General features: G+C 36.3%; 21 protein-coding genes. 11 read left to right on the top strand and 10 right to left on the bottom strand.

Features of this window, described 5'->3' with window-relative positions; genetic code table 11:
• Nucleotides 1–21: 21 nt before the first annotated feature.
• The 7 genes from BHE19_RS05465 (at nt 22) to BHE19_RS05495 (ending at nt 8,609) form a co-directional block, all read left to right on the top strand.
• On the top strand, nt 22–996 hold the full coding sequence (locus BHE19_RS05465; protein WP_070906579.1) for a PorP/SprF family type IX secretion system membrane protein: 975 nt from the start codon (nt 22–24) through the stop codon (nt 994–996).
• 158 nt (nt 997–1,154) lie between these two features.
• Nucleotides 1,155–2,342, top strand: coding sequence for a phosphoglycerate kinase (locus tag BHE19_RS05470; RefSeq protein WP_070906580.1), 1,188 nt, complete (start codon nt 1,155–1,157; stop codon nt 2,340–2,342).
• A gap of 110 nt (nt 2,343–2,452) precedes the next feature.
• Entirely contained in the window at nt 2,453–4,300 is a 1,848-nt protein-coding gene (locus BHE19_RS05475; RefSeq protein WP_070906255.1) for a LysM peptidoglycan-binding domain-containing protein, read from the top strand.
• Between the two features lie 46 nt (nt 4,301–4,346).
• On the top strand, nt 4,347–5,315 hold the full coding sequence (locus tag BHE19_RS05480; RefSeq protein ID WP_070906256.1) for a DUF4837 family protein: 969 nt from the start codon (nt 4,347–4,349) through the stop codon (nt 5,313–5,315).
• A 211-nt stretch (nt 5,316–5,526) separates the two neighbouring features.
• Entirely contained in the window at nt 5,527–6,165 is a 639-nt protein-coding gene (locus BHE19_RS05485; RefSeq protein ID WP_070906257.1) for a DUF1579 domain-containing protein, read from the top strand.
• A 140-nt stretch (nt 6,166–6,305) separates the two neighbouring features.
• The gene (locus BHE19_RS05490; RefSeq protein ID WP_070906258.1) at nt 6,306–6,752 is read left to right on the top strand and encodes a GNAT family N-acetyltransferase; all 447 of its coding nucleotides are present in this window, start codon (nt 6,306–6,308) and stop codon (nt 6,750–6,752) included.
• Nucleotides 6,753–6,941: 189 nt separating this feature from the next.
• Nucleotides 6,942–8,609, top strand: coding sequence for a S41 family peptidase (locus BHE19_RS05495; RefSeq protein ID WP_070906259.1), 1,668 nt, complete (start codon nt 6,942–6,944; stop codon nt 8,607–8,609).
• 13 nt (nt 8,610–8,622) lie between these two features.
• Here BHE19_RS05495 and BHE19_RS05500 read toward each other — a convergent pair whose 3' ends face one another.
• The 4 genes from BHE19_RS05500 to rnpA all read right to left on the bottom strand — a co-directional run bounded on the left by BHE19_RS05500 (nt 8,623) and on the right by rnpA (nt 12,383).
• The gene (locus BHE19_RS05500; protein WP_017495794.1) at nt 8,623–9,426 is read right to left on the bottom strand and encodes an OmpA family protein; all 804 of its coding nucleotides are present in this window, start codon (nt 9,424–9,426) and stop codon (nt 8,623–8,625) included.
• Nucleotides 9,427–9,430: 4 nt separating this feature from the next.
• Nucleotides 9,431–11,068 carry a S41 family peptidase gene (locus tag BHE19_RS05505; RefSeq protein WP_070906260.1) on the bottom strand — a complete coding sequence of 546 codons (1,638 nt, stop codon included), beginning with the start codon at nt 11,066–11,068 and terminating at the stop codon, nt 9,431–9,433.
• Between the two features lie 2 nt (nt 11,069–11,070).
• Nucleotides 11,071–11,898: a DUF4349 domain-containing protein gene (locus BHE19_RS05510; protein WP_070906261.1), complete on the bottom strand. Its 828-nt coding sequence runs from the start codon at nt 11,896–11,898 to the stop codon at nt 11,071–11,073.
• Between the two features lie 80 nt (nt 11,899–11,978).
• The gene (rnpA, locus tag BHE19_RS05515) at nt 11,979–12,383 is read right to left on the bottom strand and encodes a ribonuclease P protein component (protein ID WP_017495797.1); all 405 of its coding nucleotides are present in this window, start codon (nt 12,381–12,383) and stop codon (nt 11,979–11,981) included.
• A gap of 125 nt (nt 12,384–12,508) precedes the next feature.
• On the opposite strand from rnpA, the gene BHE19_RS05520 reads away from it, so the two are divergent.
• The 3 genes from BHE19_RS05520 to BHE19_RS05530 all read left to right on the top strand — a co-directional run bounded on the left by BHE19_RS05520 (nt 12,509) and on the right by BHE19_RS05530 (nt 15,134).
• Nucleotides 12,509–13,249 (top strand): lysophospholipid acyltransferase family protein, encoded by a 741-nt coding sequence (locus BHE19_RS05520; protein ID WP_070906262.1) that lies wholly within the window; start codon nt 12,509–12,511, stop codon nt 13,247–13,249.
• 50 nt (nt 13,250–13,299) lie between these two features.
• Nucleotides 13,300–14,292: an acyl-ACP desaturase gene (locus BHE19_RS05525; protein WP_070906263.1), complete on the top strand. Its 993-nt coding sequence runs from the start codon at nt 13,300–13,302 to the stop codon at nt 14,290–14,292.
• Nucleotides 14,293–14,480: 188 nt separating this feature from the next.
• Complete coding sequence (locus tag BHE19_RS05530) at nt 14,481–15,134, top strand: HD domain-containing protein (protein ID WP_070906264.1); 654 nt, start codon at nt 14,481–14,483, stop codon at nt 15,132–15,134.
• Nucleotides 15,135–15,294: 160 nt separating this feature from the next.
• On the opposite strand, the gene BHE19_RS05535 is transcribed toward BHE19_RS05530, so the two are convergent.
• The 6 genes from BHE19_RS05535 to BHE19_RS05555 form a co-directional block, all read right to left on the bottom strand.
• Nucleotides 15,295–16,227 (bottom strand): alpha/beta fold hydrolase, encoded by a 933-nt coding sequence (locus tag BHE19_RS05535; RefSeq protein WP_070906265.1) that lies wholly within the window; start codon nt 16,225–16,227, stop codon nt 15,295–15,297.
• A 729-nt stretch (nt 16,228–16,956) separates the two neighbouring features.
• A complete protein-coding gene (locus BHE19_RS22240; RefSeq protein WP_083342470.1) occupies nt 16,957–17,079 on the bottom strand; it encodes a FeoB-associated Cys-rich membrane protein in 123 nt (40 codons plus the stop codon).
• Between the two features lie 6 nt (nt 17,080–17,085).
• Nucleotides 17,086–19,185, bottom strand: coding sequence for a ferrous iron transport protein B (gene feoB, locus BHE19_RS05540; protein ID WP_070906266.1), 2,100 nt, complete (start codon nt 19,183–19,185; stop codon nt 17,086–17,088).
• Nucleotides 19,185–19,424, bottom strand: a complete 240-nt coding sequence (locus BHE19_RS05545) for a FeoA family protein (protein ID WP_017495803.1) — start codon at nt 19,422–19,424, stop codon at nt 19,185–19,187. Before BHE19_RS05545 ends, feoB begins: the two co-directional genes overlap by 1 nt.
• Before the next feature lie 146 nt (nt 19,425–19,570).
• Complete coding sequence (locus BHE19_RS05550) at nt 19,571–20,236, bottom strand: SCO family protein (protein ID WP_070906267.1); 666 nt, start codon at nt 20,234–20,236, stop codon at nt 19,571–19,573.
• A 199-nt stretch (nt 20,237–20,435) separates the two neighbouring features.
• Nucleotides 20,436–21,359, bottom strand: a complete 924-nt coding sequence (locus BHE19_RS05555; protein WP_070906268.1) for a DMT family transporter — start codon at nt 21,357–21,359, stop codon at nt 20,436–20,438.
• A 200-nt stretch (nt 21,360–21,559) separates the two neighbouring features.
• On the opposite strand from BHE19_RS05555, the gene BHE19_RS05560 reads away from it, so the two are divergent.
• On the top strand, nt 21,560–23,620 hold the full coding sequence (locus BHE19_RS05560) for a M13 family metallopeptidase (protein WP_070906269.1): 2,061 nt from the start codon (nt 21,560–21,562) through the stop codon (nt 23,618–23,620).
• Nucleotides 23,621–23,850: the final 230 nt, after the last annotated feature.

Below are 23,850 nucleotides of genomic sequence, written 5' to 3' on the forward strand. Positions count from 1 at the left end.
TTATCTAAAAAAATTATTACAATGAAAAAGTTTATTTTATCTTTAGTACTCATGGCTGTAACAACAAGTTACAGCCAAGAGTTAAACCTACCGGTTTTTACACAGTATTTAGCCGATAATCCTTTTGTTATTTCTCCGGCCTTCGCAGGTATCGGCGATAACCTTAGAATTAGAGCCAATGGACTTACCCAGTGGGTAGGGATAAAAGATGCGCCGGACAACCAGTCGCTTTATGCCGATTTTAGAGTTTTGGACCGTTCAGGAGTGGGTGTCAATGTGTACAATGATAAGAATGGATATACGCGCCAGACTGGAGCTAAGATCTCCTTTGCGCACCACATTATTCTGGATTATTATTCGAAACAATACTTGTCTTTCGGACTTTCGTACAACTTTAATAGTTTCCGTATTGATATTGACGAATTCAATAACACCATCGAGCATCCTATTTTAGATCCAAGTGTAACCGACAATCGATATACCGCAAACAGCAACTTCGATGTAAGTGCTTTGTACCGTAACAAAGCATTTTATATCAGTTTTAATGCGAATAACGTACTAAAGAAAAACACTAACAAATACAGAGGAGTAGAGCCTAGTTTACTTTCCAATTATCAGGTATATACAGGATTTGTTTTTAAAGACGGAGAAAACAGCCGTATCGAATACGAACCATCGCTTTACTACCAATACTTCGCAAGTGATAAACGTTCTACAACCGATTTTAACTTCAAGTACAGACGTTACAACCGTTACGAGGATTATTACTGGATTGGGGTTTCGTACCGTTTCTTAAACGATCAGTTCCCAAAACCATTATCCGTTGGGCCAATGGTAGGTTTTATGAAATCTAAGTTCTACTTTGGGTATTCGTATCAGGTAATGTTTAACAATTTAGGGAATTACAACACGGGGACACACTCGGTAACTATTGGTTTCGATTTCTTGCAAGCCATTAGTAACTGTCCTTGTACACAAAGCCCGGTTCACGACTAAGCAAACATTTTTAGCGTTTTTAAAGTTAATTTGTTTTTTTTCATAGATTATATCGTTTTTGCTGTTACAGCGGGTTTATTTTTATATTTTTCAAATTTGTTGCAACCTTAAAAGTTCTATATTTGTTTTTCTATCAGAAAAAATTAAAAAATTATCAAATGAAAACTCTAAACGATTTCGACTTTAAAAATAAAAAAGCAATTATCCGTGTGGACTTTAATGTGCCATTGGATGAAAACTTTAATGTAACGGATGCTACACGTATCGAAGCGGCAAAACCAACTATCGATGCAATTTTAGCACAAGGAGGAAGTGTAATTTTAATGTCGCATCTAGGCAGACCAAAAGGAGCAGAAGATAAATATTCGTTAAAGCACATTTTAAAAACAGCTTCTGAAATCTTGGGAGTTCAGGTGAAATTTGCTGAAAATTGTGTTGGAGAAGTAGCAAAGACCGCCGCTACAAATTTACAGCCGGGAGAAGTTTTGTTGCTTGAAAATTTACGTTTTCACGCTGAGGAAGAAGCCGGAGATGTTGCTTTTGCAAAAGAATTAGCATCATTAGGAGACATCTATGTAAACGATGCTTTTGGTACAGCACACAGAGCACACGCTTCAACCACAATTATTGCCCAGTTTTTTCCAACTGAAAAATGTTTTGGAACCTTATTGGCAAAAGAAATAGAAAGTTTAAATAAAGTACTTAAAAATAGCGAAAAACCCGTAACAGCAGTTCTTGGAGGTTCAAAAGTATCTTCAAAAATTACCGTTATCGAAAACATCTTAGACAAAGTAGATCATATGATCATCGGTGGTGGAATGACATTTACATTCGTTAAAGCACTGGGAGGTAAAATCGGAGAATCTATTTGTGAAGATGACAAACAGGATTTAGCTCTAGAAATTTTGAGATTAGCCAAAGAAAAAGGAGTTCAGGTTCACATTCCCGTTGACGTAATTGCGGCAGATAGTTTTTCTAATACTGCAAATACTCAGGTAGTAGATGTAAACGCGATTCCTGACGGATGGCAAGGTCTTGATGCAGGTCCAAAATCTTTGGAAAACTTTAAAAAAGTAATTCTGGAGTCAAAAACAATTTTATGGAATGGCCCATTAGGAGTTTTCGAAATGGAGTCCTTTGCTAAAGGAACGATTGCTTTAGGTGATTATATTGCTGAAGCTACAGAAAATGGTGCCTTCTCATTAGTAGGTGGTGGAGATTCTGTTGCAGCAGTAAAACAGTTCGGTTTTGAAGATAAAATGAGTTATGTTTCTACCGGAGGTGGAGCTATGCTTGAAATGTTAGAAGGTAAAATTTTACCTGGAATCGCCGCGATTTTGGACTAAAAAATCACAATTAACATTTTTTTACATAGTTTTCTTCAATAAACTGTTTAAGTTTGTAAAACTAAGGTTTCTGTAATTTATTGAATTATAGAATTTTAAAAAAATGTTATATGATTGTAAAAAAAATAGTAATAGTGGTTTCCGCTTTTTTTTCTATTTCTGTGGTCGCACAGAATGTTACAAAAGCAGATGCTGAAATTAAACCGGTTGTAAAAATATCGTATTTAGATTCTGTTAAAAGTACCTTCAAAAAAAATGAACTGGCAACACGTGTTGACAGTCTTTGGATGAACGAATTAGTAAGTCTCGATATTTACGACGATTTAACAAAAGACATTCAAACCATTAACACAGATGTAACAGTTGATGAAGAACTGCCTACAGATTTGCTAAAACAGCGATTGCAGGCAATGAATGGGAAATCACCTTTTAATATTGAATACAATCAGGGATTAGAAAACATTATAAAGTCATTTCTTAAGAATCGTAAAAAATCGTTTTCACGATTGATGTCTTTATCAGAATATTACTTTCCAATTTTTGAAGACGCTTTTGCCAAACAAAATGTGCCTTTAGAAATTAAATATTTAGCCGTTGTAGAATCTGCTTTAAATCCTAAAGCAGTTTCTAAAATGGGCGCCACCGGACTTTGGCAATTCATGTACGGAACCGGAAAACAATACGCACTTAAAATAGATTCTTATATCGATGAACGCAGTGACCCGCTTAGAGCAACTGCCGCGGCATCAGAATATATGACTAAAATGTTCAGCATCTTTGGTGATTGGGAATTGGTTCTGGCCTCTTACAACTCAGGACCAGGAAATGTGACCAAGGCCATTCGTCGTTCCGGTGGAAAAACAAAATATTGGGACATTCGAAGCCATCTTCCAAAAGAAACTCAAGGTTATGTACCCGCTTTTTTAGCCACCATGTACCTTTTTGAATACCACAAAGAACACGGGATCAATCCACAAAGAGCCGTTGTTAAAAATTTTGAAACGGATACCGTTCAGATCAAAAGCCAAATGACATTCAAACAAATTGCTGATTTGTTAGACATGCCGCAATCTCAAATTCAGCTTTTAAATCCATCGTATAAATTAAACGTCGTTCCTTTTTATCAGGGTGAGGAGCATTATCTGCGTTTACCGAAAGAGAAAATTGCCACCTTTGTTTCAAACGAAGACAAAATTTATGCCTATGTGGCTTACCAATCGCAGAACAAAACCATTCCGGTTCAATTGGCGATGAGGACAGCCCCAAGAGCCAAATACATTGCGAAAGCCAAAGAAAAAGAAGAATCTCCTAAAGAAATTCAGTTTTACAAAGTTCGTAAAGGGGATAATCTGGGAGCAATTGCCGAAAAGTATAACGTAAGCATTGTAGATCTGAAGAAGTGGAACAATCTGAAATCAAACTCAGTGGCCTTTGGAAGAAATTTAAAAATTAAATCTGAAATAGAGGCAGTTGTTAAAAATCCTAAAGAAGCTAAAGCAACACTTGCAATAGATAAAAAATCAGAAGAGGCTATTGCTTCAGCAGATGATAAAGATAAAAATAATGCACAACCGCAGGAATATGTAGTAGCTGCCGGAGACAATTTAGGCAGTATTGCAAAGAAATTCGGTACGACTATTGCGGAGTTGAAAGAACTTAATAGTCTAACTTCAAATAATATTGGTTTGGGGAAAACATTAGTGATTTCTAAAGCAGTTCCTGAAATTGTAGATGAGAATGCTGTAACAACCGCTATTGCATCAAACAATTCAATTGATTCGTTTAAGAAAAAAGCAACATCAAAAGCTTTGGGTGAAGACTATTATGTTAAAAAAGGAGATTCGTTGTATAGTATTTCTAAAAAATATCCGGGAGTAACTATTTCCGATATTAAAAAATGGAATAATATTAAAGACGGAGACATTAAACCCGGAATGAAACTTAAAATAAACGGATAATTCAAAATCTTATATAAATTTGGGTTTTATTTCATAACTTAAGAGAATGAATAAAACCCATTTTTTATTAATACTACTTTCGCTGCTGTTCATTTCATGCTTTAAAAATAACAAGCAGACTGAATCTGTGTCTGGAAAAACCAATACTATTTCCGTCATTATAGACGATCAATTGTGGTATGGTGAAGTAGGCGACAGTATCCGAAATAAATTTGCCTCACCGGTTTTAGGACTTACACAGGAAGAACCAATATTTACCATCAATCAGTATCCGGCTCGTTTGCTGGAAGGTTTTGTTACCGACAGTCGTAGTATTATAGTGGTAAAAAAAGCTGTTGCTGATAAGTTCGAAGTCACACACAGTGCCTCGCTGCCTCATAATACTTTTAGAATTTACGGAAAATCGGTAGATGATATCATATGCAGTATCGAACTCAATTCCGCGCAAATTATTAAGGTAATCCGCGATACCGAAATCAAAAAAATTCAGGAAGATAACAGTAAATCCCTGTTGAATCCGGCGATTATAAAAAACAAATTTCATGTCGATCTTCAGATACCCGTTGGATATGAATACATGTTGCACAAAAAGAACTTTATCTGGCTTAAAAAAGACATCATTAGCGGAAATACCAGTCTGCTCATCTATCAAATTCCGATTCGCAGTTTTGAAAAAAGCTCAAATGTAGTAGACAACATTATCCGTATGCGGGATTCGGTTGGGTACTACATCAAAGGCAAGGAACCCAAAACACGTATGATTACAGGAGAGGCTTATGCTCCCTATTTCTCGACGATTTTATTAGATGGAAAAAAAGCTTTTGAAACTAAAGGCACCTGGGAGCTTAAGAATGATTTTATGGCCGGACCTTTTATCAACTATGCCATTGTTGACGAAATGTATAACCGAATTCTGGTAATCGAAGGATTTTGTTATTCACCCTCCAACGAAGAACGTGATTTAATGTTAGACCTGGAAGCGATAATAAAATCAGTTAAAATTGATAAGAGGTAAATCCGTCGCTCTGAAAGAGCTTCAGCTAAAGCATAGTGCAACGCACTATGAAGCATGTAAAAAGTTTGTTTGCGCCCTGAAAGGGCAAAAGCCCAATACCAAAATTATCAATTTGCAGCTTTTTATAGAAATCATGTTAAGTTTTTAGTAATGAGGTGACAAACTAATTTTTCTTAATTTTGTTTTACAACTAACATTAAAACAGATCATTATGAAAAATTTAATTGCAGCATTATTACTAGTCATGTGTTTTGCTTCCTGTAAAAAAGAGGCAAAGACAGCAACTGAAACAGTAGGCTCTTCTGATAGTATTAAAAAGGAAGAACCAATAGCAGAACAACCGGTTGATTCGGCAGCACAAATGAAAGCCTGGCAAGAGTATGCAACCCCTGGGGCTCCTCATAAATTAATGGCGGATGAGGTTGGAACCTGGAATTGTGACATGACTTTCTGGTCAGAACCAAACGGGAAACCTGAAAAAGCCACTTCAACAGCAAACGTTAAAATGATTCTTGGAGGACGTTATCAGGAATCGAATTATCAAGGAACCATGATGGGGCAAGCTTTTGAGGGTAAAAGTACATTAGCTTACAACAATGCCAGTAAAGAATACACCACCACTTTTATCGATAATATGGGAACCGGTATGCTGGTGGCAATGGGTAAGTACGATGAAAGTACCAAAAGTATGGAGCTAAAAGGGGACATGGTTAATCCCGTAAACGGCAAAAAAACACCCTACAGAGAAATTTATACCATTGTAGATGCTAAAACACGTAAAATGGAAATGTTTGATGTAAAAAATGGGGAAGAGTTCAAGAGCATGGAAATCATTATGAAGAAAAAATAGGATTCTCATTTCATCATAAAGTATAAATCCCGATTGCAGTTTGTAATCGGGATTTATAGTTAAGAATATTTGGTATAATTTTGTTTTTAGCGTAAGTTAGAACCGTAAACAATAAGACAAAAACAATAAACAAAGAGCAAATGGAGCTAAAATGGAAAATAAAGCCTTTTGAGGCGTTAAATGTAAACGAGCTATACGATTTACTCAAATTAAGAAGTGAGATCTTTGTAGTCGAGCAAAACTGCGTTTATTTAGACCTTGACGGTAAAGACAAGAAAGCATTACATCTGATTGGGGAATACGATGGAAAAACAGTCGCGTATGTACGTTTATTCGATGCGGGGATTAGTTTTGATAATGCTTCGATCGGACGTGTGGTGGTAGATGCCAATTACCGCGACCGAAAATGGGGACATGATCTGATGCGTGAAGCAATTGCAGCCATAAAATCAAATTTTAATAAAGATGCGATTACGATTGGAGCTCAATTATATTTAAAAAAATTCTACGAAAGCCACGGATTCGTGCAAACCAGCGAAATGTATCTGGAAGATGATATTGAGCACATAGAGATGGTCAGAAGCTGATTGATAGTGAAGACTATTAGTTAGAGATTTATTTCTTTAGATTTTAAATTTTGTCAAAATCATATAGAAGTCTTATTTACTTTATTAAGTAGATAAGACTTTCCTTTTTTTTATGATTTGGATAACATTTTTGAAGACTGGATTTCTCTAATTTAGGTTGCGATTAATGTCTAATAAAATAAATAGTATATGAAAAGAAGAATACTGGTTTTTGTGTTTTTAGTTTTTAATGTCTTATGTTTTGGTAATAGTAGGGAGGTAAGTAGTGATGAAAATCAACGCATCGAAAATTTGGCGAGCCTTGCAAAAATTTGGGGATTTTTAAAATATTATCATCCCAATGTAGCTAAAGGTAATTTCAATTGGGATGAGCAATTGGTTACAATGATTCCTAAAGTTGAAAGCGCAAAGAACAGAGAGGATTTATCAAAAGTTTATTTGGACTGGATTGCAACCTTAGGCGTTGTAGAAGAATGTAAATCATGTAAAGATGTGTCCTCAAAAAATTATTTTGATAAAAACTTTGATCTTGCCTGGGCGGATAATTTAGCTGTTTTTACACCGGAGCTTTCTCGTAAACTTAGATACATTGAAGAAAATAGAGCACAAAGTAATAGCTACTATGTCACCAAAAGTTCAAGAGATAATGTTGAAGTCAGAAATGAATCAAAATATAAAGATTTTGAATATCCGGATAAAAATTATCGGTTACTAAGTTTGTTCAAATATTGGAATACAATTGAATATTTCTTCCCCTATAAATATTTAACGGATCAAAAATGGAGTACAGTTCTGGAGGAAATGATTCCTCAGTTTGAAAAAGCCAACAATGCGACTGAATATCAATTGGCATTGCTTGTAACCGTTATTAAACTTGACGATACACATGCAAGTTTGTATACGGATAAGAACTTTGAGTTTTTTGGGAAAAAGTATATTCCGGCTTTCAGTAATGTAATTGAAAATAAAGTTGTTATCGTTGGAATTTACAGCGATTCACTCGCGAAAATAAATGATATCAGAAAGGGGGATATTATTGAAGAAATTGAGGGTGAAAATGCTTTGAAAATAATGGCTGATCGAAAAAAATACGTAAACGGTTCAAATAATAGCACCAAAGCTAAGAATTATAACCATCATCTGTTTAATGGTTCAACGGATTCAGTAAAAGTAAAAATAAGAAGAGATGATGTTGTTCTGGTAAAAATGGTAAAACGTTACAAAGGATCAGATTTAAAATCAAACTTGAGTCGCACCAAAGAAAAATTTAATTTGGATGCAAACAATATAGGATATATTAATTTGGCTAATATAGAAGTAAATGATCAGGACGAGATTATGGAAAAGCTGAATTCGACAAAAGCTTTAATTATAGATATTAGAAACTACCCTCCACTGATGCCTTATAGAATTGCGAGAAGACTAAGTTTTGAAAATAAAGAGTATGTCAAGTGTATTGCCCCTGATTTAAAATATCCAGGAAGGTTTATTTGGAAAAAATCTCTCGTGATAGAGCCATTAAAAAAATCATATTATAAAGGAAAAGTAGTTTTGTTGGTTAATGAAGAGACCCAAAGCAGAGCGGAGTTTGTGACTATGCTTTTACAAACGGGTGATAATGTTACGACTATTGGCAGCCAGACTGCGGCAGCGGACGGTGATGTGTCCCGACTTGAATTTTCCGGCTTTGAAACGGCTATAAGTGGACTAGGTGTTTTTTACCCCGATGGAACCGAGACACAAAGAAAAGGGGTCAAGATCGATATAGAGGTTCGCCCAACAGTTAAAGGAATTCAGGAAGGGAAAGATGAGGTTTTGGAGAAAGCAAAAGAATATTTAGTAACAGAAAAGAGCTAGAGGATTATTGTTTTTAAATCTTAGTAATCAAAAATTCAACACGACGATCCAGATTATCACCTTTTCCCAACGGGTATTTATTCCCGCAACCCTGATAAGTCATTCGGTTTTTGGAGATTTTTTTGGAGCTGAGGTAGTAAAAAACAGTTTTGGCGCGGTTCCAGGAAAGCCTTCTTTCATTGGTTGCTCTGTCAATTCCGTCGGAGTAGATATCAGGGGTGCAGCAAACATGACCTCTGATTTCGAATTTTAAACCATTTTGTTTTTCTAAGATTGCGGCAACCTTATCTAATTCCTTTTTAGAGTTTGAAGTAAGTTTTGAACTTCCGATATCAAATAAAATATTGTCTAAAAAGATCTTGTCACCAATTTTAAGTTTATTAGGAAATGAGTTGTAAATTCCTTTACCAAAGCTGTTTTTCTTTACAGCAATTAAGTCAACCCGCCGGTTTCGGGTACGGGTTTCATGTAAGTTTTCAATAGTGTCAGGCCGTACAACCACACGGCCTTTTCCTTCCAGAATAACAATTTTGCCCTGGTTGAAGCCTGCGCGAACCAATAAGTTTTGGATGGTGGCTGCGCGATTGTTAGACAAACGAAAGTTGTATTCGTCGTTTCCGCGATCATCACAATAGCCATATATTTGTACCGACTCAACTTTAGAGGTGTCGATACTTTTAATAAAACGGTTTACAACTTCGGTTTGTTTCGGTGTAAGGTCGAACTTGTCAAATTCGAAATAAATGGTTTCAATAGGTTTTTGCTGTGCCGATAAATTGTAAATAAGAAACAGAAATAGAACTCTGTAAAGCTTCATTTTTTTACATTTTTAAAATCGTTTTATACTCGGTCTGGTTATTTAATACGTTTACTGCTTTTTTAATTTCTGAATTGTTTTTAATGTAATATTGATACAAACCTTCCTGATACTGATATCTTTTAATCAGTTCTTCCTGTATCAGGTTTCTGATCTCCTTTTGATTTTTATCCAGCAGAGTGCTTTCGCTTTTTTCAAGAGCTGCCTGTAATTGTTGGTATTCCGTAGCAATAGTTTCGTCTATTTTTTCATTTTTGGCTGCAGCCATCATATTTTTCAACGCCACTTCCGATTCCGTGTCAAAACTAATTTTGTTGGTTTTCAGGAACTGTTTAAAACTGCTGTAATCAGCATCTGTAATCGTTGGTGTTTTGTCTCCTAAGTTTGGATTCTTGTAATAGTACGTGGTAGCATAATCAAAGATCCCATCATTTTTTAGCAAGGCCGTTGTAATCGGACTCATTTTGGTTTCGTCCAGTTCGATATCCGGTAAAACACCGCCTCCATCATAAACCGTTCTTCCTTTTCGGGTTTTAAAAGCATTGAAATTTTTAGCATCCGTTTTTTGAGCCACACCATTTTTGTCTTTATGGGCATAATCCAAAGCCTGAATACAACGTCCGGAAGGCGTGTAATATCGTGAGATTGTCACTTTCAACTGAGTTCCGTAAGTTAAGTCAACAGAGCGCTGCACCAAACCTTTTCCGAAACTGCGGCTTCCCAGAATTACGGCACGGTCTAAATCCTGTAAAGCTCCGGAAACAATTTCTGAGGCTGAAGCACTTCTGCCATTGACTAAAATGGCCAAAGGAATCGCAGTATCAACAGGTTCTTTAGTTGTTTTATAAATGTTGTTGTGTTTTTCGATTCTTGATTTTGTCGTTACAATAACCTCATTCTTCGGAACAAATAAATTACAGATATCAATAGCTTCATTGAGCAAACCACCCGGATTCCCTCTTAAATCCAGAACGATTTGTGTAGCACCGTCCGCTTTAAGTTTCTCAAGTGCGTCTTTCACCTCGTTGGATGCTTTTCTGCTAAAGTGCGCCAGAACAATGTATCCTGTTTTAGCATCGATCTTTCCAAAAAATGGAACTGATTTAATATCCACTTCATCCAAAACGAGTTGAGTGGTGAAGGTTTGCCCTTGTCGGAGGTATTTGATGTTGATTTTCGTGTTTTTAGTTCCCTTCATTAATTGCGAAGCATCATCTTTAAAATCGGCAATCAAAACATCACCAATCTGAATGATTTCGTCTCCCGCTTTCAGTCCGGCCTTGTCGGCAGGATAGTTTTTATAAGGTTCACGAACAATTAAACGGTCTTTTTTTCTTGAGATCAAAGCGCCAATCCCGGTATATTCTCCGGTATTGTTGATTTTAAAATTCACCACATCCTGTTCGTTAAAATAAACCGTATAAGGATCCAGACTGCCCAGCATGCTTTTAATGGCTTTGTCCATCAAGTCACCGGGGTTGGTCTCGTCAACATAATTCGTGTTTACGGCTTTAAACAGCGTAGTGAAAATTTCGATTTGTTTGGCAATTTCAAAAAAGTCGTCTTTGAAACTGGTTCCGATAAATAAAAACCCTGCAGCAACAGCAGGTATGATGAATTTCTTCTTGAAATAAGGATACATGATTATATTTTTTTTCTTTTAAATCTTTTTCTAATAAAGTAGACAAGTACGCAAAATACGATTATAAACGGCCATATACTAATGATCGAAATTAAAAAATCGGACAGGCTGAAAAATCCGGATTGAATAGCAGTCCATATTTTAGAACCATAAGAAATCTTAACGCCTTGTTTTTGAGCTATGGTTTTGTAAAATGATATCGTTACAGTACTTTCTGAAACGCGGCTTTCGAGGTATTTTAACTGACCTTCTTTGGCTTCAATTTCTTCACGAATAGCCGAAATTTGTTTTTCAATTTCCAATATTTCACTAATCTTAGTAGCTTTTTGTAAAATCTCTAAATAGCGGGCTTCAAGTTTACGTTTTGTGTTTAATCTTGAAGTTAGGTCAATGTATTGTTCGGTAACATTTTCTGCTGAAATCTCTTTTTGTTCAAAGTACGAAACACCCTTAGAAACTGCATTTATAAAAGAATCAAAGTTAGCACTGGGAACGCGAATCGTTATGGTTCTGTAAATGTTGTCATATTCTTTGCCTTCAGAATCATTCTGAATGGTGGCTTTATTGGCAACAATCGCAGTTTGGATTTGTTTGAAAGTATCCTCTAAATCATTGGTTTCGAATCGAAGTGAAGCCTGCTTAATAATTTTTTGTGATATCTGTGGCGCATCCGGGGCAGCGGGGTCATACTGTGCATCTGACGCTGCAGCGGATTCATTTTTTGGAGTAAGCTTGACGGCGCTAACCATCATATTAGCAGATGATTCCTCATTTTTACTGCAACTTGAAAAGCCTAAAAAGAGCAAGAATAAAAATAAAATATAGCGCATAATATTTCAAATTAAATTTAAAACTACAATTTTTTTATAATTTTTCGTATAATTTGATAAATAAAGTTGCCTTAAAACGATTACAATTCTGTTTTATTTTCAGAATCAGGGGTTTTATTTACCTGTTGAAGGAATTTCTCAAAAAGCTGAATGGTCTTGGTGTTGATTTCGTCATAAGAGAGTCTGTCTTTCGTTTGATAAAAAAACATCAATGAGTAGGGCTGTGAAATGTTATCCAAAAGTAAGTGTTTGTTCAGTCGGTACGTTTCTCTTAGAACTCGTTTGAAGTAATTTCGGTCTACGGCCTTTTTGAAGTATTTTTTAGAAACCGAAACGCCAATTTTGATTTTTTCTGGTGAATTTTCTTCTGCCGGAGCATAAACCAAACGCAAAGGATATTTTGAAACCGATTTCCCTTCAGAAAACAGTAAAGTTATTGTGGTTTTGCTCTTTAAGCGTTCATTTTTAGGGTAAGTGAAGTTCATTTAATTCAGAAAAAATTTGCAAATTTTAGGGCAAAGGTACAATTAAACCAGAAAAACGGTTATTGTTTTCAATTTTTATACCGCTAAAAATTTATTTATTACTTTTGGGCATTAATTTTTTAAGCATGCAAAAGATAATTTCGTACCCCATTTCCGTAATTTATTACTTGTGTTTTGGTTTTTGTCTGGCGGTATTTCACCCGATACAATGGTTCTGCCTGAATGTTTTTGGGTATCAGGCACATAAAAAAAGCGTAGATTATCTGAATTTCTTCCTGTTAAGATGTACCAATCTGGTGGGAACAAGATACACCGTTAGTGGAGTAGAGGGTATACCAAAGGGAGTTCCAATCATTTTTGTTGCGAATCACCAAAGTATGTACGATATCGTGACAATGATTTGGTACTTTAGACGATTTCATTGTAAATTTGTAAGTAAGAAAGAGTTAGGAAGCGGAATCCCGAGTGTGTCTTATAATTTACGCCATGGAGGATCTGTCTTAATCGACCGAAAAGACCCTAAACAAGCGATTCCGGTAATCAAAGGCTTGTCTGAATATATCGAAAAAAATACCAGAGCCGCTGTAATTTTTCCTGAAGGAACAAGAAGTAAAACAGGAAAACCTAAAGAGTTTGCACAAAGTGGTTTAAAAATCTTATGTAAATATGCGCCGTCTGCTTATGTAGTGCCGGTAAGTATCAATAATTCATGGAAAATGGTTCGTTTTGGAATGTTTCCGGTTGGATTAGGAAATCATTTAACTTTTACAGCACATAAAGCAATGGCCGTAAAAGATTATGATTTTGCCGATTTAATGGCTTTGACAGAAAAAGCAGTGGTAGAAGGAGTAAATGAGTATAAATAGATTTTTGTTTTAGTACAAACGAAAACTTAAATCCCAATCTTAAATAAGTAATGTCTATAAAAAACATTAGATTAGAAGTAATGCAGTTTTTGGAAAAAAACGTGGATAGCTTCGTTGAACAGTATTTAATTCCAGTGGAAAAAATTTGGCAGCCGTCAGACTTTTTGCCTAATTCTGAAGGAGAAAATTTCTTTGAGGAGGTAAAAGAGTTACGTGAAATTGCTAAAGAACTGCCTTATGATTTCTGGGTAACTTTAGTGGGGGATACCATCACTGAAGAAGCTTTGCCAACATATGAGTCATGGTTAATGGATGTAGAAGGAGTCAATCAGGTAGAAAACGGTGGAAATGGCTGGTCGAAATGGATCAGACAATGGACCGGAGAAGAAAACCGCCACGGAGACCTTTTAAATAAATACTTGTATTTGTCTGGTCGTGTAAACATGCGTGAAATCGAAATGACTACTCAGCATTTAATCAACGACGGTTTTGATATTGGAACCGGATCTGATCCGTACAAAAACTTTGTGTACACCAGCTTCCAGGAATTGGCTACTTATGTGTCGCACAACAGAGTGGCACAAATGGCAAAGAAATTTGGGGATAACAAATTGTCTAAAATGTGTAAAATGATTGCAGGCGACGAAATGCGTCACCATCATGCTTACAGCGAGTTTGTTACCCGTATTTTTGCCGTTGATCCAAGTGAAATGATGTTGGCGTTTCAATACATGATGAAACAAAAAATCGTTATGCCGGCGCACTTTTTAAGAGAATCAGGTCAGAAAATAAGCAGTGCTTTTGAGCAGTTTTCAGATTCAGCACAACGTATAGGGGTGTACACCGCTAACGATTATGTTGATATTATGCAAAAGCTAATCAACAAATGGGAAATTGATAAAATTTCAAATTTGACAGACGAAGCAGAGAAAGCGCGTGATTACCTGATGAAATTACCGGCCCGTATGGCAAGAATTTCTGAAAGACTTGTAATCCCTGCAGAATCTCATATCTTTAAATGGGTGGAGCCTGCCAGATTGTAAAGTACAGATTTCTGATTTTAGAGTTTAGATTTGTGAAACTTTAAGCAGAATAGCTGAAAAACATATTGTTGATTGTTGAGGTTTCAAAACTTTGACAATCAACAATTTTTATTTAAAGTGCAAAATACCAGAGTAAATCTGTTTCACCTGCTTGAGGTGTGTGACATTTATCGCAAACTACAAATACTATGAATAATTCCGAACTTATAAATAAAACGATTGCTTTCGTAAAAGAGAAATTAAACGATGCCGAAGGCGGACACGATTGGTTTCATATTGAACGCGTTTATAAAAATGCACTTTTAATTGCCAAAGGAACTGACTGTGATCTTACCATAGTACAATTGGGAGCTTTGCTTCATGATATTGCCGACAGTAAATTCCACAATGGAGACGAGACTATTGGGCCTAAAACAGCTCGTTTATTTCTGGAATCAGAGGAAGTTGCTGAGGAAATAATTCAGCATGTGGTAAACATTATCGAAAACATCTCCTATAAGGGCGGAAATTTTGAAAAGAGGTTTTCTTCTGTAGAATTAGATATCGTTCAGGATGCGGACCGTTTAGACGCAATTGGGGCCATTGGAGTGGCAAGAGCATTTAATTATGGCGGCTTTAAGAATAGAACGCTCCATGATCCTGCAATTGCACCCATAACCAATATGACAAAAGAGGAATACAAAAAGAATACGGCACCAACGATCAATCATTTTTATGAAAAGCTTTTGCTCCTGAAGGATAAGATGAATACCGAAACCGGTAAGCAAATTGCCGCAGAAAGACATCGTTTTATGGAAACATTCCTGGCGCAGTTTTATGCGGAATGGGAGGGGGAGAAGTAGTATTTAGTCTCAGTTTTCAGTTTTTAATAGAGAAGAGGCTTTCGACTCCGCTCAGCCTGACACCAGCAGAATGCTAGTGGAATGTCCCCCTGAGCGAAGTCGAAGGCTTATGGAACCGTAAGTTTTTTTTAAACCTAAGTTTCAGTTTTTAGGCTCTCGATTACTTTGATGCCGTTTTCTGAACAAATGCCTGCACAGCGTTTTTAAATTCTTTGTTCTTCTCGTAATATAAAATGTGACCTCCTTTTATAATCTTTACTTCCCGGTTTGGAAATTGAAACATACGGTAGTGATCCGGTCCAATACTATGATCCTGCGATCCTGTGATTATAAGAACAGGTACTTTTATCAGTGAAGTTTGTTTGGTAAAATTGCTTAAGTAAACGGGCATGCTTAGTGCCTGCTGTCCAAAAGAATAATTTCTTTTAAAACTACTGTCGATACTATCGAGTTTTTCTACGTTCTGTTTGCTGTCAGATAATATCATGTAATCCTTGCCTGCTTTTTTAATGCGTTTCTTTGAAGCTATAAAAGTATCGAGTGCAGTTTCATTATTTTTTACCGTTATGTTTTCACCAAGTGTTTTGCCCATAAAATCAATCTGATTCAGCAACGAATCGTTGATATCCAATGTTGCATTTAAAAGAATTAAGCCCTTAACATGTTCCGGGTATTTTTGAGCGTATGCGGAAGCTAAGATTCCTCCAAAGGAATGCCCCATGATAAATACTTTTTCGGTATTCAGGGTTTTACGAATGTCTTCAATATCTTCTAACATTCTGTTGAGACTGTAATTGTTATCCGGGGAGGATGCGGAACGGCCACAGCCTCTTTGGTCAAAATAGCAAATAGTCAGTTTATCTTCAAGAACATTTCCTCCCATTTCTTCAAACGATTTGCTCCATGCGCCGGGACCACCGTGCAAAAAAATACAGAGATCACCTTTACCGGAAACTTTTAGAAACAAAGGAACTCCATCAGAAGTAACAACGGTACTATCGTTTAGTCTTGCAGGAGTATTGCTTTTCTGGCTGTGTCCATGATATCCAAAACACAAGAGCAAAAGAAAAAGGAAAGAAACTTTCGAACTCATTTTAGAATTTGTTGTTTGAGGTTGAACTTATTTGGTTTTTTAAAACCTGCTAAAAGTATAATTAAAACCACAAATTAAAAAATTAAAAGAGATCCTTTTGATTAGTATTTAGTTGATATATAGAGGAGTAAAGGTTTTTTTTCCGCCGAGACACACTAAGAAAACACAAAGCTTCACAAAGGATTTAAAATCTCTGTGAAGCTTTGTGTTTATTTGGTGAATTAATTATTCTTCTAAATTTAGGGTTTAAGTACTTTTAGTTTATGCGGTAAACCCAATCTATCTGTAAGATTGTGGTCATTATAAAAAGCAGATAAATTAGAAAATCCTTTTGTACAAAGACATATATACCTTTATTGAAATAATTAAAAGTGTTCTTTTTGGGTTCCATTAGCTTTAATAAAAGGTCATTGAAGTAGAACCAGAATATTAAATGAATACTAAAAAAGGATATCGTTCTAAAATCGGATGAATTTATTTTATTGTCAATGAGATTGTATTGGTGCGCTAAATAAACAATTATAAAAAAAGCAGCAATGCCTAAATTGATGTATCGGTTTAAAAGGACTTTTTTAGAAAGAATTAAAAATATGGACAGATTTAAGGTTATGAAGAATAGATAATAAATTAAATTAGTCATCTTTTAAATTTGCTTTTTTAGAATATCTGCCAGCTGTAAGGCTGAGCAAAGTTGTATGGTTTTAAATCTTTGTTCCTATGAATCTCCTTCTAAGAACATCCACAATTGTGATCGCCACAATCTTTCTTCTTTTTAGATTTCCAGAAGAACTTCTTGATGAGGTACCCAACGGCAATGAATAATATGATAAAGGCAATAATTTCTTGTACCATGATCGTTTATTTTAAAAGTTGATACGTTATAAGTGCGACAAAATAAGCAAGACCACTCATCAGGACAAGCTGCATGGCAGGCCATTTCCAGGAATTGGTTTCTTTCTTGGTGATGGCAAGCGTACTGGCGCATTGCATGGCAAAAGCATAAAAAAGCAATAAGGATATACCCGAGGCAAAATTAAAAATCTTATGACCCGTTTCCGGATTGATCTCTTCCTGCATTTTACTTCTTATGGTAGATTCGTTGTCCGTATCTCCAACACTGTATATGGTTGCAAGAGTTCCCACGAACACTTCACGTGCGGCAAAGGAACTAATTAGTGCAATTCCGATTTTCCAGTCGTAACCTAAAGGCGAAATAACAGGTTCTATGGCTCTTCCCATCAAACCGATATAAGAGTTTTCCAGTTTTTGCGAAGCGACCTCATTTTCAAACTGAGTTTCATCTATAGTAGTATCTGCAAATCTTTCTTTTACAATAGTCTCGGCCTCATTAAAATCTTTTCCCGGACCATACGAAGCTAAAAACCACAAGATCACAGATATGGCTAAGATAATTTTACCCGCACCCACTACGAAAGCTTTTGTTTTCTCTACAACATTAATCGCAACGTTTTTGAACAACGGCAATTTATAGCTTGGCATTTCTACCACAAAATAAGTCTTTGAACTAATTTTTAATATTTTGTCCAGGATATAAGAAGCGAGAATTGCGGTTGCAAAACCTAGTAAATACAATAACATCAACGCTAATCCCTGCATGTTTAAGATTCCAAAAAGGCGTTTGTCCGGAATTACCAGTGAAATAATGATCGTATAAACAGGCAGTCTGGCAGAGCAGGTAGTAAAAGGAGTGACCAGAATTGTAATCAGTCGTTCTTTCCAGTTTTCAATATTTCGGGTAGCCATAATGGCCGGAATAGCGCAGGCCGTTCCTGAAATTAAAGGCACGACACTCTTTCCGGACAAACCAAATTTTCGCATGATTTTATCCATCAAAAAGACCACACGGCTCATATAACCGCTTTCTTCTAAAATCGAAATGAACAGAAACAGAAAGGCAATTTGTGGGATAAAAATAATCACACCGCCAATTCCCGGTACAATTCCCTGAGAAAGTAAGTCGGTTAGAATTCCGCTTGGCAGTTCTGCGGCAACCCAGCTGCTTAAGGAAGCAAAAGAGCTGTCTATGAAATCCATAGGAATAGTTGACCAACTGAAAATAGACTGGAAGATCAAAAATAAAATAGCCAGGAAAATAACATAACCCCAAACTTTATGGGTTAAAACACGATCCAGTTTCGCTCTGATATCCTTCGCCATTGAGGCATCTACTTTTAAACCTTCTTTTAAAACATCGTTGATAAACTGATATCGTTTGATCGTTTCCTTTTGCTGTAAGCGTTTTAGTTCCGAATGTGATTTGGTAAAAGTGCTTCTGATTTCATTTCGATCCAGGTTCGAAAAATTCACATCCTGTGTAATTACCAGCCAAAGTTTGTATAACAACTGATTCGGAAAAGCTTCCTGTAGTTTTTCAAAATACGCCTGATCAATAACCGATGCGTTCAGGCAAGGCTCATGCGGAATATTTTTATACGAAACAATTAGTTCTTTCAGTTCTTCAATTCCCAAACCTTTTCGGGAACTTACCAAAGCAATTTTCGTTTTTAGTTTTTCCTCCAGATAAGGAATATCCAAAGTAATACCTTTGCTTTCCATACGGTCTGACATGTTGATGACCAGAATCGTTGGAATTTCAAGATCTTTAATTTGAGTGTAAATCAGTAAATTACGTTTCAGATTTTCGACATCTGTAACCACTACCGCTACATCCGGATATAATTTGTCGTTTTTGTTGAGTAACAATTCAATAACCACACTTTCGTCCATAGAACTGGCATTCAGACTATAGGTTCCCGGCAAATCCAGAATGTTGGCTTTGATATTGTGTGGTAACTTACAGAAACCGATTTTTTTCTCAACTGTAATTCCGGGATAGTTCCCAACTTGTTGATTTAATCCTGTAAGCTGATTGAAAACAGAAGTTTTTCCGGTATTCGGATTCCCGATAAGGGCGACGTTGATATTTTGAATGCTCATTACAAATTGGTTTTGATAAGTTCAACTTCAATTTCACGAGCAGTTTCAACGCGAATGGCAACATGCGAGCCATTAATGTCTAAATATAAGGGGTCGCCAAAAGGCGCAATTTGCAGTAATTCAACTAAGTTGCCCGGCAAACAACCCATTTCTAGTAGTTTTAGAGGAATAAGATCGATATCAAAATCTTTGATAATGGCTTTTTCGCCTTTTTTCAGAGTGTGGATAGTATTTTGCAAGCTTATTTAGATTGAATTTAGATTGCAAAAATAGGCAATTATTCTTTATTTCAAGGTATTTAACACTTGCTGAAATGCTAAATCTTTCTAAAAATAAGGGATTTTAGACCGATTTTAATGAATTTCGCGATTGTTCTTTTGAGGGATTACTCCTGGCACAGAAAATTAATGTCTTCTAAAAGACGTTTAATTTCTTCCTTATTTGTTCCGTCATAAAAACCACGAACACGTCTTTTTTGATCCACCAAAACAAAATTCTCAGTATGCACCATATCGTAAAGCTGATCAGGACGTCCGAGTTTTACAGCCAGGTATGATTTTCGTGCCATTGTATAAATTTCTTTTTTATCGCCCGTAACCAGATTCCATTTGCTGTCGACCACACCATGTTTTATGGCGTAGGCTTTTAGTACAGGAATGCTGTCAACCTCAGGAAATACGGTATGAGAAAGCAACATCACTTTCGGATTGTTTAAAACTGCTTTCTGAACATCCTCCAGATTGGTCGTCATTTTTGGGCAGATTGAACCGCAGGTGGTGAAGAAAAAGTCGGCCACATATATTTTTCCTTCGTAATTCTTCTGATTAATAGTATCTCCGTTTTGATTCACAAACGAAAAATCGGCAATTGTATGGTATTTGCTTTTATATTGAACCGTGCTGTCTACCAGTTCCGGATTTACATCGGCAGGATTGTAAATAGGTAAAGTTTTTTGCGGTTTTAAAGCCGAGTAAAATAAAGATATTGTAACGGTTGAAAATACAATAAGAACAATAAAGAATTTACGGTATTTGTATAAAAAAGATTTCATAAAAGCAATTTGGAGGCAAAAATACGAAAAGCACTTCTCAAAATCCTAAGAGCGCTTAGTTTTTAACAGGTTATAGGGAATGAAATAGGGCTGAAAGCCCAAAAGCATGAGCATGACGCAACGCGCTATGAATGATAATGATGATAATACCCAATGCCCTGTAAGGGCTAAAGCAGATTGACAGCAATAAGCAAATTTTTTATTTTTTGGTTTTCCGAATAGTCTTGTTTACCAAATACAGTCCCGTTAAGGTTACGATGGTACCAATCGCGATCGCCTGCGTAAGGGTTTCTCCAAAGATGAACGAGCCTAAAATCATCGCAACAATTGGATTGATGTACACATAAATACTGCTGATTTCCGTTGGAAGATGCTGCAGCGAATAGATAAATGCGATGAAAGTTAAAACTGACCCAATAAGAACCAGATAGACAATAGACCACAAAGAAGGCAGTGGAATTTCGCTTAGGGGAATATTAACTCCCGCAGCTTCCGTAATTCCAAAAAGAAAAACACTGGAAATCAGCATTTGCAATCCTAAACTGAAATAGGGGTTAAAACTCGATGCTTTCTTCTTTGTTTCAAGTATTCCGAATGCCCAGGTTATGGTAGAAGCCGTCATCAGTATAATTCCGAATTGAAAATCAGGTCGGAGAAAATCAGAGATATAGTCCATAAAAATAACACAAACCCCACCAAAACTGATCAGGATGCCTATCAAAGCCATTTTGGCAATTTTCTGACCGTTAAAGAAGTTGATGATAATAATCCAGATCGGAAATAAAGCACTAATGATCGCTCCAAGTCCGCTGCTCATGTATTTTACACCCCAGGTACTTAAGCCGTTGCTGCATACAAAATTCAAAAAGGACAAAATTAGGATCGTACGCCACTGTTTGCCTTTTGGCCAGGGCTGTTTTTTCAGAAGAAAATATCCGACATATAAAATTCCGCCTAAAAACTGACGAATGGTGGCCAGTTGTAAAGCAGGCATGTGTTTTACTCCTTCTTTAGAGGCCAGCCAGGTGGTTCCCCAAAAAAAACTTACCCAGCATAAAGCCAAAATCGGTAATCCGATAGCTTCAATTTTTCCTGAAACGGCATTCTGAATTTTTGCTTTCACATTTATTTAAATTCGGTGTAACAAATATTCGAAAAAGTATTCTAATATAGAGTTAAAAACCGATGATAAAACATGAAAATATTTCAAAAGATCTATTTTGATGTTATAATAATGGAGTTTTTGCAATTATTTTAAAAAATTTAACATTACGTTCCGGATATTAGGAATACGTTTGTACAACCACCAAAATTTAAATATAAATGAAAAGACAATTTAGCAGACCTTTGTTCTGCGCCCTTTTTTCAGCAGTTTCATTTACAGCAGTCAATGCTCAGAATGCAACTTCCAAAGAACCAGGTATTAATGTTTCGTACATGAATCCTAAAATCAGTGCCGGTCAGGACTTTTTTCAATATGTAAACGGAACCTGGCTGAGTAAAACTGAAATTCCAAGTGATCGTACCACTTGGGGAAGTTTTAATGAATTGATCAAAAAAACAGATAAAGACGCAATGTCTATTCTGAAAGAAGCTTCTAAAAATCCAAAGTACAAATCAGATACCGATCAGGGTAAAGCAGTAAACTTGTTTTCAACGATTTTAGATACAGTTGGGAGAAACAAAGCAGGTATAAAACCGCTGCAGCCTTACTTTAAAAAAATTGATGCGATTAAAAACATCGCTGATCTTCAAAAATACCTGACTGAAATCGGACAGGAAGGTAATAGTGTATTTTTCGGAATTTATATTGGTGCCGATGAGAAAAACAGCTCTAAAAACTCCGTAATGCTTTATCCAAACAGATTAGGATTGCCGGATCAGGATTATTATATCTCTGAGGATAAAGATTCTAAAGAAAAGCGTTCAAAATACGTACTTCATTTGGCCAGAATGATGCAGTTTGCTGGTGAATCTCCGGAAAAAGCAAAGCAAAGTGCTGCCGGAATTTTAGCCTTAGAAACACAATTGTCAAAACCGAGATTGAATCGTGTAGAAAGCAGAGACAGTCGTTTGCAATACAATCCAATGACCGTTGCTGAACTTCAAAAATTAACGCCTGCCATTAACTGGGATGCTTATCTCTCAAGTCTTGGTTTGGCAAAATTGCAGAGTATAGTAGTGACAGAACCTAAATACATGAAAGCTTTACAAACTGTTTTTACAGAGAATAAAGTAGCACTGTGGAAAGAATACCTGAAATGGGATTTGCTGAACTCTTATGCAAGTGAACTGTCAACAGATTTGGAGACGGCTAATTTCGATTTTTACAGCAAGACTTTAAGAGGTGCAATCAAACAATTGCCACGTGAAGAAAAAGCATTGCAGGTGGTAAACTCAAGTGTTGGTGAAGCATTAGGTAAGTTATATGTAGAGAAAGTGTTCCCTGCTGAAGCAAAAGCAAAAGCGGTAGACATGATTCATAACGTAATTCAGGCATACAAAACCCGTATCAATAATTTGAGCTGGATGTCTGCGGCTACAAAGATAAAAGCGATTGAAAAACTGGACAAGCTTACTGTAAAAGTGGGGTATCCGGATAAATGGAAAGACTATTCGGCCCTTGAAATTAAAGATGTAGCAGAGGGAGGAAGTTATTTCGAAAATATGGTAAATCTGTCTAAGTGGAATTTCAAAAAAGGAATCGACAAATTATACAAACCGGTTGATAAAACCGAGTGGGGAATGTCGCCACAGACTGTAAATGCTTATTTCAATCCGTCGTACAACGAGATTGTATTCCCGGCAGCAATCTTGCAGCCTCCTTTCTACAATTATCAGGCAGACGAAGCAGTGAATTACGGTGGTATCGGAGCGGTTATTGGTCACGAAATCTCTCATGGTTTTGATGATTCAGGGGCACGTTACAATGCCGAAGGAAACCTGGTAGACTGGTGGACACCGGAAGATTTAAAACAATTTACGGCACTTGGTACTGCTTTGGCTGATCAATACAGCGCTTTAGAGCCTTTACCGGGCATTCACGTTGATGGTAAATTTACGTTAGGCGAAAATATTGGTGATTTAGGAGGTATTAATGCTGCTTACGATGGTTTGCAGTTGTATTTAAAAGCACATGGTAATCCGGGATTGATTGACGGATTCACTCCGGAGCAGCGTTTCTTTATCTCATGGGCAACTGTGTGGAGAACCAAAACGAGAGACGAAGCCCTTAAGAATCAGGTAAAAACAGATCCGCATTCACCTGGAATGTACAGAGCTGTTGTTCCGGTTCAGAATGTAGATGCTTTTTACGATGCTTTCGGAATTAAAAAGGGAGACAAAATGTATGTTAATCCTGATAAAAGAGTAAAAATCTGGTAATAAAAAAACCATAGAAAACGACGCTAAACCAGCGTCGTTTTTGATTTCTGTAAAGTTCTTCCTCTATTTTTTTCTCACACAGATTTGGGAGATCTTTAATTTTAAGAGTGTACTACAAAAATAAAGGAGTGTAAACCATCTAACTAATCATCGGTATAGAAGCAGGCCGTGGTCTGAAGGCGTTCCCTGAGTCAATTTTATGTGAAAAATTTAACATGACGTTTGGAATA

Source organism: Flavobacterium tructae (genome assembly GCF_001853485.1).
Taxonomy (GTDB): Bacteria; Bacteroidota; Bacteroidia; order Flavobacteriales; family Flavobacteriaceae; genus Flavobacterium; species Flavobacterium tructae.